This window comes from Methylobacterium phyllostachyos, assembly GCF_900103445.1.
GTDB classification, from domain to species: Bacteria; Pseudomonadota; Alphaproteobacteria; order Rhizobiales; family Beijerinckiaceae; genus Methylobacterium; species Methylobacterium phyllostachyos.
In genome coordinates this window covers 70,202-83,974 of the sequence record NZ_FNHS01000010.1, presented here as the reverse complement: position 1 = coordinate 83,974, position 13,773 = coordinate 70,202, and the positions used below count along the sequence as shown (strand labels likewise).

The window sequence follows — 13,773 nt, the reverse complement described above, 5'->3', positions numbered from 1 at the left end:
CCTGCACCCGCTAAAGGACTCGTCCTTTGGAAACCCTGACATCAGTCCCGGCACGTCGCGATCAGGCGGCGTATGAAGCCAGCACAGGCGTCGAGTTCGGCCCGGGTCACGTACTCGTCGGCCCGGTGGGCACGGGCGATGGAGCCGGGGCCGATCACCACGGCGGGCACGCCGCCGAGCCGCTCGAACAGCCCACCCTCCGTGCCGTACGAGACCTTGGCGTGGCCGTTGCGGCCGGCGAGCCGCTTGGCCAGGGTCACGACCGGCGCCTCCGGGTCGGTGTCGAGGCCCGGATAGTCGATCAGCGGCTCGACCGCGACGCCGCAGGCCGGGTCCACCGCCCGCATCAGCGGCGCCAGCGTGTCGGTGGCGTAGGCGATCGCCGAAGCCGCCAGCGCCCCGGCATCGTCGGCGCCGATCGCCCGGTATTCGAAGCTGACGCTGCAGGTATCGGGCACGATGTTGAGCGCCGACCCGCCCTGGACCACGCTCGACAGGCCGGTGGTGTGGGGGACGTCGTAGAGCGCGTCGCGGGCGCCGTCCCGGGCCAGCGCCTCGGCGGACAGCCGGACATGCTCGATGAACCGGGCGGCGTATTCCACCGCGTTGACCCCCTGGGGCGCGAGCGCCGAATGGCTGGCCCGGCCCCGGAAGGTGAGGCGGGCGGCGGACTTGCCCTTGTGGCCGACCACCACCTCCATGCCCGTCGGCTCGCCCACGAAGCAGCCGAGCGGCCGCGGGATACGCTCCAGCATCCGGGCGATCAGCGGACGCACCCCGAGGCAGCCGACCTCCTCGTCGTACGAGATCGCGAGGTGGAGCGGGATGGCGAGATCCGCCGCGACCATCTCGGGCAGGAGCGCGAGGCAGACCGCCAAAAACCCCTTCATGTCGGAGGTGCCCCGCCCGTAGAGCCGGCCCCCCTCCTCCCGCAGGGTGAACGGGTCCGACGACCAGGGTTGGCCCTCGACTGGCACCACGTCGCTGTGGCCGGACAGCACGTAACCGGGGCGGGTCTCGAACGGGCCGAGGCTGACCAGCAGCGCCGCCTTCCGGCCGGTCTCGTCCGGCACCCGCTCGACCGCCGCGCCGTGACTGAGGCAATACGCTTCCACCCAGTCGATCAGCGGCAGGTTCGAGCGGTCGCTCACCGTGTCGAACCCGACGAGGGTCGCCAGCAAAGCCGCGGGATCGGGCGCGTCGGCGGGGGACGAGGCGGCGTACGGATCGGATTCTGGCATGGACCGCGCGATTCGTTCCGGGAAAGACAGCTGTGTACGGAATTTTCAGGCCGCCGGGGATCCCGGAACCGAAGGTGCCTCCGCGGCATAGCTTCCGGAAGGTCCCTCCCCCGCCGAGCCCGATCCATGCGCCGCCTGCCACGCGCGATTGCCGCTTCCCTGGTCTTGTTCGTCCTGCTGCCGGCTACGGCCGAGGCCCGCCCCCATCGGCGCGCGTTGAGCCACGCGATGGACACCGATCACACGATCGCCCGGATGGCCGCCCGCGACCGGCAGCGGGGCGACTGGCGGGTCTGGCAGGAGACCCGGCCGCTCGCCCGGATCTTCGCCCCAGCCACGCGGGAGCGGGTGGCGGCCCCGCCCTTCACCGGCTGGGGTTACGGCGGCACGATCCCCGGGGCACCTCCCGGCTTCTGATCCGCCTCGACCCGGCTCACGCACCCTGCCATGGTGTGCGAGCCGGGAGGTGCCGGAGACAACCCACAATGGTTCAAGCGTTCCGCCTTGACGATCCGAGCCCCGCGGATCCGCGCCGCCACTGGGCGTCCCTCGATCCCGACGCCCGGGATGCCTGCTACGACAACACCCGCGCGGTGGCCGACAGCGCGCAGCAGGTCGCCGCCCGGGACGCCGCCTCGGCGGCCTACCGGGCCGCGCATCCGGCGGGCCTCGACCGGCCCTACGGCCCGGGCGCCCGCAACGCGATCGATCTCTATCCGGCCCGGGACGGCGGGGCGCCCTGCCTCGTCTTCCTCCACGGGGGCTACTGGCAGCGGGGGGCCCGGGAGCTGTTCGCCTGCTTCGCGCAAGGACCGAACGCGGCCGGCTGGTCGGTGGCGATGGTCGGCTATACCCTCGCCCCGGAGGCGAGCCTCACCCGGATCGCGGGCGAGATCGGCACGGCCCTCGACTGGCTGGCCGCGCAGGGACCTGGGCATGGGATCCGCGGCCCGCTGGTGCTGTCGGGCTGGTCGGCGGGCGGGTTGCTCGCCGCGCTGCAACTCGGCCATCCGGCCGTGGCGGCGGGGCTCGCCATCTCGGGCGTCTACGACCTCGCGCCGATCCGGCAGACGTATCTCGACGCCAAGCTCGCCCTGACCGGCGTCGAGATCGAGACGCTCTCGCCCCTGCGCCTGCCGGTCTGCGCCAAGCCCCTGTGCCTCGCCTACGGTACGCGTGAACTGCCTGCCCTGATCCACGACGCCCGCAACCTGCACGCCCTGCGGGCGGCGGCCCATGCCCCTGGCCCCCTGCTGCCGGTGCCTGGCGCCGAGCATTTTTCCGTGCTCGACGCCCTGCGCCGGCCGGACGGGATCCTGGTGCGGGCGGCCCATGCCCTGCTGGGGGGCTGATGGCAGCCCCGATGGCGGCTCTGACGGCCCCGGGACCGTCGAGTCATATTTGCAACTGGTGATAGAGATTCTGGATCGCGGGATGTCGATCCCGTCTTGCTGAGCGCCCTGGGCCGTGGTGAGACGGGCATCGGAACAACAAGACGCCGAACAGGCTCGGCGGGCGCGATCTCCGGCGGCGGGGCAGGCCGGATCCGAAGAGGGATCGGATGCGGGCTCGCGCGCGATCGGACGCCCCTGCCGCCGCGATGCCTCCGGCGGCCTCCCCCCCTCCCCCCTTCGAGCCCTCGGTCGGGCCGGGCGAAACCTCCGCCCGCGCCGGCCCGCGCCGCGGATGGCCGGTGCCGCGGCTGCGCGTGGTGCTGGCGCTGGGCTTCGGCACCCTCGGTCTCCTCGCCACCCTGGCGCTGGCCGCCCTGGTGAGCCACGACGCGACCGCCCGGCTCGAGGCGGAAGTCGGCGGCCAGCTCGCCGAGATCGCCGGCCAGATGGCCCGCAGCCTCGACCTCGGCATGTTCGAGCGCTGGCGCGACATCCAGATCGCCGCCGCCTCCGACAGCCTGCGCGATCCCGGTGTAGGGACGGCCGCCAAGCGCGCCCTGATGGAGCGGATGCAGGCGACTTATCCGGCCTACTCGATCATCGGCCTGATCGATCCCGCAGGCTACGTCGCGGTGACCAGCACCGGTGCCCTGGAGGGGGCGGACGTCTCTGGCCGCGACTACTTCCGTGCCGGCCGCGAAAAGCCGTTCGTGGGGGATGTCCATCCGGCCAAGCTCCTGCAGAGCCCGACCGCGCGGGAACCCCTGCGCCTCCTCGACCTCGCGGCCCCGGTGCGCGCCGCGGATGGGCACCTCGTCGCGGTGCTCGCCGCCCATCTCGATTGGACCTGGGCGCGCGATATGGCGCGCCTGCTCGAAGGGTCGTTCCGGGGCCACCGCGCCGGGGCCGAGATCCTGATTCTGGCGCGCGACGGCAGCGTGCTGCTCGGGCCCCCCGCCCTGCAGGGTTCCCCCCTACCCCCGGACGCGCTGACCGGCGGGCGGCCCCTCGATCCGCAGGGCGCGAGCCGGGTCGGCCTATGGCCCGATTCGGCCGCGTCCTATCTCAGCGCCCGCGCCGTCACAGCTGGATCCGGGGGTTATCCCGGGCTCGGCTGGCAGGTCGTGGTGCGCCAGACCGCCGACCGGGCCCTGGCGCCCGCCACCGCCCTGCGCCGGCGCATCCTGATGGCGGGCAGCGCGGTGGCCCTCGCGGCGGCGCTGCTCGCGTGGCTGCTCGCCGGCCTGATCGCCCGGCCCCTGCGGGAGCTGGCCCTCGCCGCGGGGGCCCTGGGGAACGACCGGCCGCTGCCACCCCTGCCCCGCTCCCTCGTGCGCGAGGGCGCGCTGATCGCCGATGCCCTCGGCATGGCGGCGGACGAGCTCGCCCGCCGCGGGGAAGCCCACCGGCTGCTGATCGATGAACTCAACCACAGGGTGAAAAACACCCTGGCCACTGTGCAATCGATGGCGACGCAGAGCCTGAAGAACCTCAGCGGCGGCGCCGTGGCCGGGCGCGACGCCTTCGAGGCCCGCCTGCTCGCTTTGTCGCGCGCCCACGACATCCTGACCCGGGAGTGCTGGGCGAGCGCGGACCTGCGCGGGATGGCCGACCAGGCGGTGCGCCCCTTCCTGGGCGAGCCCGGCCCCGGCCGGGCGCCGCGCATCACCCTGGACGGGCCGGACCTGCGACTGCCGCCCGAGGGCGCGCTCGCGCTCACGATGATCCTGCACGAATTGTGCACCAACGCGGTCAAGCACGGCGCCCTCTCGGTCCCGGGCGGCCGTGCGGCGCTGGCCTGGACGCTGGAATCGGGCCCGGGCGGGCGGACCCTGCGCCTGACTTGGCGCGAGCGCGGCGGTCCTCCGGTCGCGCCCCCGTCGCGGACGGGGTTCGGCACGCGCCTCCTGGAGCGGGGTTTCGCGGGACGGAATACCGCGAGCCTGACCTACGCGGCGGAGGGGATCGTCTACGTGGCGGCGAACCCCCTCCCCGATGGGCACGCGGAGACCGGGCCGATGCCGCGGCGCCTCCGGGCCGGGGGGGCCTGAGACCGGCGCCCCGACGTGGGAGCACGTTCGGGCAGGGGGGTTCCACGGACCTGCTTCCGCGCGGAGCGGGGCGAAGCGGAGGTTACTTGGCCCCCTCCATAACGTGGCACGAAGCGTCTGCTGTCCGGAAGGCTTTGCCTCTACGCGCAGCCCCACGATTCAATCCAATTGTGCGCCGCAATCCCACGGCCTCGTGCGGATGTATTTCAACGTGCGCGGACGCACGCAGTAAAACCAGAGCCAAGGATTAAATTTTTCCTCGTTCTACTGTGTCGAGACGCACATCGAACTCGTCTGATCATGGCTATGTTCACGACATCAGCGGAGACGCCCTGTTGTCCGCAGAGCCAGACCAGACGAGGAGACACGACGATGCACGCACGCCCCCTCTCGATCCTCCGCCCAGCCCTCGGCCTCGCCGTCCTGGCCAGCGCCGTCGTTATGCCCCTGGCCGCCCAGGCCGGTGAGGGCGGCGGCGGGAGCCGCCAGGTCGCCGGCGGCGGCCATATGAGTTCCTACGTCAGCGATCCCCACCACGACCCGCGCTCGCTCCATTCGCAGCGCCTGGGCACCGGCCAGATCCTCGGGGCGCCGATGCTTCACGAGCGGGCCGGAGCCGCCCTGGTCCGCCGCCCGGTCGAGCCCCACTGGGCGTCCGGGACCGCCGGGCGCCGCCGGCCCGCGCGCTGAGACCAGTTCGCCGCCGGGCTCCGGCCCGGCCGGCCCTCCCCGCTTCCTTCCCCGCTTCCGCCCCGTGTCAGGGATCCGTTCATGAACAACCTCATCCAGGGCATCGCCGCCTTCCAGGGCACCGTCTTCCCCGGCCAGCGCGCGATGTACCAGCAGCTCGTGCGCGACGGTCAGCACCCCAGCGCCCTGATCATCGGCTGCGCGGATTCCCGGGTCTCGCCGGAGCACATCACCCAGGCGGGGCCGGGCGAGCTGTTCGTCTGCCGCAACGCGGGCAACATCGTGCCCCCGGCCTCCGACGTGGTCGGCGGCGTCTCCTCGGCGATCGAGTATGCCGTGGTGGCGCTCAAGGTGCGCGACATCGTGGTCTGCGGCCATTCCGATTGCGGCGCGATGCACGGGCTGATGCACCGGGACGCGCTGGCGCGGATGCCCGCCGTCGCAGCCTGGCTGCGCCACGCCGAGGCCGCCGAGCGGATCGTCTGCGAGGCCTATCCGGAGGACATGGACGAGACGGCCCGCCACCACGCCCTGGCGCTGGAGAATGTGGTGGTGCAGCTCGCCAACCTGCGCACGCATCCGAGCGTCGCGGCCGCCCTCGCCAAGGGGACGCTGCGCCTGCACGGCTGGTTCTTCGAGATCGAGACCGGCGCCCTGCTAGCCTATGACGGCGCGGAGGGACGCTTCCGGCCGATCGCGGAGGCCGACATGCCGGTGGCCCAGGCCTCCGCCGCCGGGAGCCATCGGCGGGCGGCCTGAGCGGGGTCACCGACCTCCCTCCCCCCTTTGCGGGGGAGGGTGGCCCGCGAAGCGGGTCGGGTCGGGACGAAGTCCCGCAAGGGGGGAGCGACGGTGCAGGATGAAGGCTGTAGCCCTCACATCTGCTCTGCCTCTTTCTGAAGCTGGGTTCCCCTCTCCCGACCCGGCCTGACGGCCGGCCCACCCTCCCCCGCAGAGGGGGGAGGGGGAGAAGCGGAGCCGTTTGCGCCCTGCTCCAAGCGGGTGCCGTCTCAGGCCGCCATGGGCGCGTAGCGCTTGTGGCCCTTCACGTCGTAGCGGTCGAGCATCATGACCTTGTCCCAGACCCGGACGAAGTCCTTGACGAACCGCGCCTCTCCGTCGCTTCCCGCATAGGCGTCGGCGATGTTGCGCAGCTGCGCGTTCGACCCGAACACGAGGTCGCTGCGCGTGGCCTGATACTTCGGCTGCCCCGTCGCCCGGTCCTTGAGCGTGAAGGTCATGCCGTCCGCGTCGGCCTTCTCCCAGACGAGGTCGGTGTCGGTCACCGCCTTGAAGAAATCCGTGCTCAGCACGCCGACCCGGTCGGTGAAGACGCCGTGGCGTCCGCCGTCGTGGTTGGCGTTCAGCGCCCGCAGGCCGGCGGTCAGGACCGCCCATTCCGGAGCCGTCAGGGTCATCAGGTTGGCCTTGTCGAGGAAGAGTTCCTCCGGCGAGACATTGCGGGCCATCTGCCCGAACCCGTCATCGACGTAGTTGCGGAACCCGTCCGCCACGGGCTTCAGCCACGTGAACATCTCGATGTCGGTGAGTTCCTGCGTGGTGTCGACCCGGCCCGGGGTGAACGGCACCGGGATTACGGCGCCGGCCTCCGAGGCCGCCTTCTCCACAGCGACGCAGCCGCCGAGCACGATCAGGTCGGCGAGCGAGACCCGCTTGCCGTCGCTGCGGCGATCGTTGAACGCCTCCATCACGCCGCGCAGGGCCTCGACCACCGGGGTGGCCCGGCGGTTGACCGCCCAGTCCTTCTGGGGGGCAAGCGCCAGCCGCCCGCCATTGGCGCCGCCGCGCTTGTCGCTGTCGCGGTAGGTCGCGGCCGCCGAGAAGGCCGTGAAGGCGAGGTCCGAGACCGAAAGGCCCTTGTCCAGGATCGCCTGCTTCAGCGCGGCGATCTCGGGCTCGCCGACCGGCGCGTAGGCGGCGTCGGGCAGCGGGTCCTGCCACAGGAGCCCGTCCTCGATCGTCACCTCCGGGCCGAGGTAGCGGTGCTTCGGCCCCATGTCGCGGTGGGTGAGCTTGTACCACGCCTTCGAGAAGGCCTGCGTGAAGGCGTCGAAATCCCCTAAGAACTTCTCGCAGACCTTGCGGTATTCCGGATCGACCTTGAGGGCGATGTCGGAGGTCATCATCATCAGCGGGTGCATCTGGCCGGCGACATGCGCGTCGGGGGTTTTCGGCGCATTCGGATCCTTCGGCGTCCATTGCAGGGCGCCGGCCGGGCTCTTGGTCTGCTCCCACTCGAACCTGAAGAGATTCTCCAGGTAGGAATTGTCCCACTGGGTCGGATCGGGGGTCCAGCTGCCCTCGATGCCGTTGGTCATCGTGTCCTTGCCAGAGCCCGCCCCCCGCGGGTTGTGCCAGCCCAACCCCATCGCCTCCATGGGCGCCATCTCGGGGGGCGGGCCGATCTCCTTGGCGGGGGTCATGCCGTGGCTCTTGCCGAAGGCGTGGCCGCCCGCGATCAGCGCCACTGTCTCCTCGTTGTTCATCGCCATGCGGGTGAAGGTGATGCGGATGTCGCGGGCAGACGCCATCGGGTCGCCGCTGGCGTAGGGGCCTTCGGGGTTCACGTAGATCAGCGCCTGGTGGGAGGCGGCGAGCGGGTTCTCCAGGTCGTAGTCGGGATCGCCGTTCTGGCCGCGCCAGCGCTTGTCGCGGTTCACCATGTCGTCGAAGCTCGACACGCTGCCCATGTCGACCACCTCGGGACCCCAGTAGGTGGCGTTGTCGGCCTCCCAGGCGTCGAGCCGGCCGGCCGCGAAGCCGTAGGTCGGCAGGCCCATGATCTCCAGGGCGCAATTGCCGGTGAGCACCATGAGGTCCGCCCACGACAGGGCGTTGCCATACTTGTGCTTGATCGGCTGCAGGAGGCGGCGCGACTTGTCGGTGTTGCCGTTGTCCCACCAGCTGGAGATCGGCGCGAAGCGCTGCATGCCGGTGCCGGCGCCGCCGCGCCCGTCCGCGATCCGGTAGGTGCCGGCCGAGTGCCAGGCCATGCGGATCATCTGCGGACCGTAATTGCCGTAGTCGGACGGCCACCACGCGACCGACGACGTCAGGAACTGCTTGATGTCGTTCTTGAGCGCGTTGAGGTCGATCTTGGCGAACTCGGCGGCGTAGTCGAAATCCGGGCCGAGGGGATCGGCGGCCAGCCCGTTCTGGTGCAGCAGCTCGACCCGCAGGCGATGGGGATACCAGTTCTCCAGGGCGGGCCGACCGCCGAAGGCGCCGCCGATCCGATCGCCGCCGAAGGGGCACTGGCCCTTCATCTCGAACGTCTCGGTATTGGTCTTGTCGATCCGCATGTCGTCCATCGGGAATCCCCTGTCTCGCGCGACCGAAGGCGGGCGGCCTCTGCCACAGCCCCGCAGGACGCGGCGGGCGAGCCGACCGGCGACGGTCGATGTCTGTCCACTTTCAGACCATCGGCGAAATCTGGCCGCAGCCCTGGAAATCAAGGGCTTTCCGTCAAGCTGCGCGCTGCGCGGATGTCGCCCGGCGTCACATTCCGGCGACCGGGCCTGTAGCCGAGCTGGCGGCAGCGGCATTTTGCCCGCGTTCAAGGAAACCGCGGCCGGAGCCGGGCGAGGAGGTCCCACCCCGGGATTCGGGCCGGCGGCCTCGGGAGGGCCGGCTCGGGTGCGTCGCCCGGGATCGGGCCCTCGGCAAAGCGCGCCCCGATCGACCAGAAGCCGTCCCGGCGGGTCCCGATCATGCCGAGGCCAACGGGCTCGCGCACCGCGTCGGGGCGTAGCCGGCCCGCGGCCCAGACGCGCTGCCAGCAATTGCGTTGCGACAGGTCGGCATCGCGCCAGCCGAGACGCGTGTAACCGGCCGTCGCGAAGACGCGCGTCCCGGCAAAATCCTCCGGGATCCACACCCAGCACGAAAACACGTAGACCGCGTCACCGCGAAAGCCGCCCGGTTCGACCGCCCGCGTGAAGGCGCTCAGCGCCGGCTCCCGGTGCCGACCGACATGTCGGCGCAGCCGGCCGGACAGCGCCAGCGCCTCCGGGAAGGCGTCGGCGTCCAGCCGGGTCGACGCCGCGTCCTGCACCAGCGCGTAGGCGCCATCCACGAGGTACAGCCAGGGCTCCAGATCCACCGCCCAGGCCTGCTCAACCGGCGCGAAGCGGCGCACCCGCCCCTCGATCAGCCGTTCGCCGACGCGCCGGACGGCCTCCGCGGCCCAGGCCGGCCCAGCCTCGGTGACGCGCAGCAGTGTCGAAGGCCCGTGCGCCCAGACCGCCTCTGCGAGCCGCGCGAAGCCGGATTCCGGCTCGTCGCGGCCGACCTTCCGCACCAGGATCTTCGAGCCGTCGGCGAGCTCGTCCAGGAACTTGCGCTTGAGATGGGCGAGCCGGCCGTATTCCCGCTCCAGCAGCACCTCCGGGGCGATCGAGCCGGCCGGGTGCCCGGTATTGGCCCAGATGTTGTACGCGCGGCTGTGGCAGTAATAGGTGCCGCCCGCGCTCACCGACAGGCGCAGGTCGCCCGGCACGCCGAAATCCGCGAAGCCGCAGCGCAGGCCGCGGATCAGGTCTTCCAGCGGCGTGTAGGAGAAGCGCAGCAGGCCGGACGGCTCGACCCCGCCGTAGCGCTGCACGAACCCGAACTCGCAATTGTCGCCGAGGCTCCGGAAGGCGTGGAGCCGCCGGGCGAGGGTCTTGGCCGCCCCCTCCCCACTCCCGGTCTCTGCCCCTGTCGTGTCGCGTCGCGCCATCGCGCCAGATCGCGGCGGTGCGGGGTGTTTGTCCAGCCCCGCGGCCAGACTTCAGGGCACCGAACCTCAGGGCGTCAGCGGCACCTCCAGCCGGAAGCAGGCGCCCCGCGGCGTCTCCGGCGTCGTGAGCTGGCCGCCGAGCTGGCGGGTCAGGCTGCCGACGACCCGCATGCCGAGGCTCTTCGAGGCGCGCCCGATCTCGAAATCCGGCGGCAGCCCGACCCCGTCATCCGCCACCTCGACCACGAGGCTGCCGGGCCGGGGCTCCGCCCAGACCCGGATCTCGCCGCCCTCGGGATGCGTCTCGGGCGGGTAGGCGTATTTGAGCGCGTTGGTAACGAGTTCGTTGACCAAGAGCCCGATCGGGATCGCCCGGTCGGCCGAGATCCGGTAGGGCGCGGCCGTGCAGGCGAGCCGCTGGTCCGGCCGGCCGCCGGCGAGGTTGGCCACGAGCTTCTCGAGGAACGGCGCGAGGTCGAGTTCCCCCGGAACCCCCTCCCCAGCCCCATCGCCGGCAACCGCATCGCCCTGCCGCCAGAGCTGGTCGTGGACCCCCGCGATCGCCTCGACGCGGCTGCGCGCATCCGTCAGGGCGGTCTGCACGGCGGGCTCGGCCTCGGCGGCGCGGGCCTGGAGGGCGAGCAGGCTCGCCACGATGGCGAGGCTGTTCTTGACCCGGTGGCTCATCTCGCGGGCGAGCAGATCCTGGCGGGCGAGCGCCGCGCGCAGCAGGCTCTCGGTGCGCTGGCGCTCGATCGCGCCGCCGAGCAGGTTGGCGAAGCCCTGCATGAAGGCGATGTCGGCCTCCTCGAACATGCCCTCCCGGGTGTCGTCCACCTCCAGCACCCCGAAGGCGCCCTCCCGGTTCTCGATCAGCACGTTGATCGCCCGGCGGATGCCGTGCTCGGCCATGAGCTGGGGCGTGCGGAACCGGGTCTCGTCCGCGAGATGGTTCGAGATCACCGGCCGGCCGGTCTTCAGCGCGAAGCCCGCCGGCGAGGCGAGGTCGGCGCCGACCCGGGCCTTGCCGATCACGTCGGGTCCCCAGCCGACGCCCGCCCGCACCAGCAGCGTGTCGGCACCGGGTTTATATTCCAGGGCCTTGCAGAACTCGGCGCCCATGCCCTCCGCGCACAATTCCGCGGCCCGCTGCAGCAGGTGGTCGACATCGGTGCCGCGCAGGGCCTCGACGCCGAACTCCGACAGGATGATCTGCTGGCGCAGGCGGTAATCCAGATCGGGGTGTGCGGAATCGGGCTGTGCAGGCTCGGCGGGCGCGCTGGGGCTGGTTTCCACTGCGGTCAGGTCGGGTTTTGCGGTCATGGATCCTGACAGAGTAGCAGGATGGTCGTCCCGGCGCGACGCATGCGTGACGCCGCTGCCGCACCCGTCGTCGCACCCCCGTCGGAGGCCGGACCCCGCGCGGTCCGGCTAGCGTTCGTCCGTCGAACCCGATGCGAGGAGCGCACAGCATGGCCGACGACGTGAACGGACTCTCCGACAAGGCACTCTCGATCTTCGCCTTCGCGGCCTACCACCGGCTCGTCAGCGGCGAGCGCGTCACCTCGGTGATCCGCAAGGACGGCGCCGGCCACGAGGCCGATCCGCAAGGCGTGAAGGAATTGGAAGCGCGCGGCCTCGTCACCGCCCGCGAGGCCGACATCGACCTCGGCGAGACGGCGCAGCAGGCGGTCGAGACGATGGTGGCGGCCCTGCGCCGGGAGGTCGGACGCTGAGGCCGGCGGCCCGTCATCAGGCGGGTGGCGCCTCCGCCATGCCACTCGCATCCTTGATGCGCCAGAGGTAGCGGGCCAGGATCGAGCGGTAGGGTGCGAAAGACGCCGCCACGGCGCTTGTATCGGTCTGGCCGGTCAGCCGGCGCAGGCAGCCCAAAGCCGCCACGTCGCCCTCCGGCCAGATGTCGGGATCGTGGAAGTGGAAGATGCCGACCATGTCGGCGGTCCAGGGGCCGACGCCGCGGATGCCGCACAGGATCGCGGCGCGCTCCGGATGCGGCAGCCCGGCCAGCTCCGGACCGAGCAGGCCCGCCGCCTCGGCGGCGACGATCGCCTGCAGGGCCCGGACCTTGTTGCCCGAGAGGCCGCAGGCCCGCAGACGATCCGGGTCGCCGGCCGCGAACAATCCGCGCGGATCGCAGGCGGCCGCCACCGCCGCCGCCTCGATCCGCGCCCAGATCGCCCCGGCGGCCCGGGTGGAGAGCTGCTGGTTGACCACCTCGACGAACAGGCGCTCGGCCACGCAAGCGTGCGCCGCCCGCTCGATCCGGATCGGGCCGGTCCGCTCCAGGGCCTCCCGCAGGGCCGGGTAGGGGCCGGCCGCCGTGAGGAGATGGGCGTAGATGGCGGGATCGAGGGATTCCAAAGGGCTACGCCCTCCGGTGGGTTGCCAGGGCGAAGCCTTGGCGCATCGGGCGGAGCCCGACTCTCGGGCGGAGCCCGACAGCAGGGCGCCGCCCTGCACCCGCAAAAGGTCGCAGACCTTTTGAAACCAGGATATTCGAGATGATCGCCATCGCAAGGAGCTATGATCTTGAGCCTGTTCGATAAACGGCTCTCGCTCACGGAGCAATCGAATCGGGCGTCGACCCGGCGGGCCTCATGACGATTTTCTTCACCGCGGACACGCATTTCGGTGATCCGCACATCCTCCGGCACCAACGGGCCCGGTTCGACACGATCGAGGCCCACGACGAGACCCTGATTGCCCGCTGGAACGCCGTCGTCGGCCCCGGAGACGACGTCTGGCACCTCGGCGACTTCGCCGCCCATGCGAGCCGCGACCATTGCGCTGCGGTCTTCGCCCGGCTCAACGGGACGAAGCGCCTCGTGCGCGGCAACCACGATTCGAACCGCGTGCTGGACCTGCCCTGGGCCGAACCGCCCGTCGACAGCGCCCGCCTGTCGATCCCGGATGCCGAGGGCCGGGAGCACCGGCTGTTCCTGTCGCATTACGCCCACCGGGCCTGGCCGGGCCTGTGGCGGGAGACGCGCCACCTCTACGGTCACAGCCACGGCTGGCTGGCCGACACGACCCGGTCCTGCGATGTCGGTGTCGATGCCTGCGATGATCGTCCGGTCACCCTCGACACGGTCCTGGCCCGCCAGGCGGCGGCCACGCTGGTGCCCGAGGAACTCGCCGCCCGCGGGCTGCGCTGAGGCCGGACCGGGACGGTGCGCTCGATTCCGGATGCCCTATCTTCCCCGCACCCTGGATCCGCAACGAGGAGGTCGCAAAGCCATGACCGATACGCCGTCGCCACCACCCGGTTGGGCCGAGGCCGCGGTCCACGCCGGGACTGAACTCGGGGTCGGGAGCGCCTTCGCCGGCATGGACGCGGCGGATTGGGACCGGGTCTGCCGCCGCACCGGAGAGATTCTCGTCCGGCAGGGGCGGGCCCTGTCGCCCGGCTGGGACCAAGCCATGGCCCGGGCGGTGGGCCGTGCCGATCCCGCGCCACCGGTCGACGAGCCCCTGGCTCAAGACACGGCCGACGCCGCCTTGGCCGAGAAGGGTGAGGTGTTCGCACCCGAGGACGATGCGTGAGACGCCCGGGTGCAGTGTTCCGAAAGCCGGAGGCCTCCGTTCGGGGCCAAGCCCGGGGTCCGGAAAACTCTGTGGCTCCGAGCGGTTGCCGT

The 13,773-nt window shown here is 71.7% G+C and carries 13 protein-coding genes; 8 read left to right on the top strand and 5 right to left on the bottom strand.

From position 1 onward, the window contains the following. Positions 1–41: 41 nt before the first annotated feature. Positions 42–1,241 (bottom strand): acetylornithine deacetylase, encoded by a 1,200-nt coding sequence (gene argE / locus BLQ49_RS17005; protein WP_091717732.1) that lies wholly within the window; start codon positions 1,239–1,241, stop codon positions 42–44. A gap of 126 nt (positions 1,242–1,367) precedes the next feature. Between argE and BLQ49_RS17000 the strand changes: the two genes are divergently transcribed. The 5 genes from BLQ49_RS17000 (at position 1,368) to BLQ49_RS16980 (ending at position 6,135) form a co-directional block, all read left to right on the top strand. Beyond that, positions 1,368–1,658 carry a hypothetical protein gene (locus BLQ49_RS17000; protein WP_091717730.1) on the top strand — a complete coding sequence of 97 codons (291 nt, stop codon included), beginning with the start codon at positions 1,368–1,370 and terminating at the stop codon, positions 1,656–1,658. Between the two features lie 68 nt (positions 1,659–1,726). Continuing rightward, positions 1,727–2,593: an alpha/beta hydrolase gene (locus BLQ49_RS16995; protein WP_091717728.1), complete on the top strand. Its 867-nt coding sequence runs from the start codon at positions 1,727–1,729 to the stop codon at positions 2,591–2,593. A gap of 341 nt (positions 2,594–2,934) precedes the next feature. After that, positions 2,935–4,686: a sensor histidine kinase gene (locus BLQ49_RS16990; protein ID WP_425284011.1), complete on the top strand. Its 1,752-nt coding sequence runs from the start codon at positions 2,935–2,937 to the stop codon at positions 4,684–4,686. A gap of 372 nt (positions 4,687–5,058) precedes the next feature. After that, positions 5,059–5,376: a hypothetical protein gene (locus tag BLQ49_RS16985; protein ID WP_091717724.1), complete on the top strand. Its 318-nt coding sequence runs from the start codon at positions 5,059–5,061 to the stop codon at positions 5,374–5,376. Between the two features lie 81 nt (positions 5,377–5,457). Beyond that, the gene (locus BLQ49_RS16980) at positions 5,458–6,135 is read left to right on the top strand and encodes a carbonic anhydrase (RefSeq protein ID WP_091717722.1); all 678 of its coding nucleotides are present in this window, start codon (positions 5,458–5,460) and stop codon (positions 6,133–6,135) included. Between the two features lie 251 nt (positions 6,136–6,386). Here BLQ49_RS16980 and katG read toward each other — a convergent pair whose 3' ends face one another. The 3 genes from katG to BLQ49_RS16965 all read right to left on the bottom strand — a co-directional run bounded on the left by katG (position 6,387) and on the right by BLQ49_RS16965 (position 11,440). Next, positions 6,387–8,708 carry a catalase/peroxidase HPI gene (gene katG / locus BLQ49_RS16975; RefSeq protein WP_091717720.1) on the bottom strand — a complete coding sequence of 774 codons (2,322 nt, stop codon included), beginning with the start codon at positions 8,706–8,708 and terminating at the stop codon, positions 6,387–6,389. 245 nt (positions 8,709–8,953) lie between these two features. Beyond that, positions 8,954–10,117, bottom strand: a complete 1,164-nt coding sequence (locus BLQ49_RS16970; RefSeq protein WP_091717718.1) for a hypothetical protein — start codon at positions 10,115–10,117, stop codon at positions 8,954–8,956. 66 nt (positions 10,118–10,183) lie between these two features. Then, a complete protein-coding gene (locus BLQ49_RS16965; RefSeq protein ID WP_244507637.1) occupies positions 10,184–11,440 on the bottom strand; it encodes a sensor histidine kinase in 1,257 nt (418 codons plus the stop codon). 149 nt (positions 11,441–11,589) lie between these two features. Between BLQ49_RS16965 and BLQ49_RS16960 the strand changes: the two genes are divergently transcribed. Continuing rightward, positions 11,590–11,853 (top strand): hypothetical protein, encoded by a 264-nt coding sequence (locus tag BLQ49_RS16960; RefSeq protein WP_091717715.1) that lies wholly within the window; start codon positions 11,590–11,592, stop codon positions 11,851–11,853. A 16-nt stretch (positions 11,854–11,869) separates the two neighbouring features. On the opposite strand, the gene BLQ49_RS16955 is transcribed toward BLQ49_RS16960, so the two are convergent. Then, positions 11,870–12,499, bottom strand: a complete 630-nt coding sequence (locus BLQ49_RS16955) for a DNA-3-methyladenine glycosylase family protein (protein WP_091717713.1) — start codon at positions 12,497–12,499, stop codon at positions 11,870–11,872. Positions 12,500–12,735: 236 nt separating this feature from the next. Between BLQ49_RS16955 and BLQ49_RS16950 the strand changes: the two genes are divergently transcribed. Further along, a complete protein-coding gene (locus BLQ49_RS16950) occupies positions 12,736–13,293 on the top strand; it encodes a metallophosphoesterase (protein ID WP_091717711.1) in 558 nt (185 codons plus the stop codon). A gap of 82 nt (positions 13,294–13,375) precedes the next feature. Then, complete coding sequence (locus BLQ49_RS16945; protein ID WP_091717709.1) at positions 13,376–13,681, top strand: hypothetical protein; 306 nt, start codon at positions 13,376–13,378, stop codon at positions 13,679–13,681. Positions 13,682–13,773 lie beyond the last annotated feature (92 nt).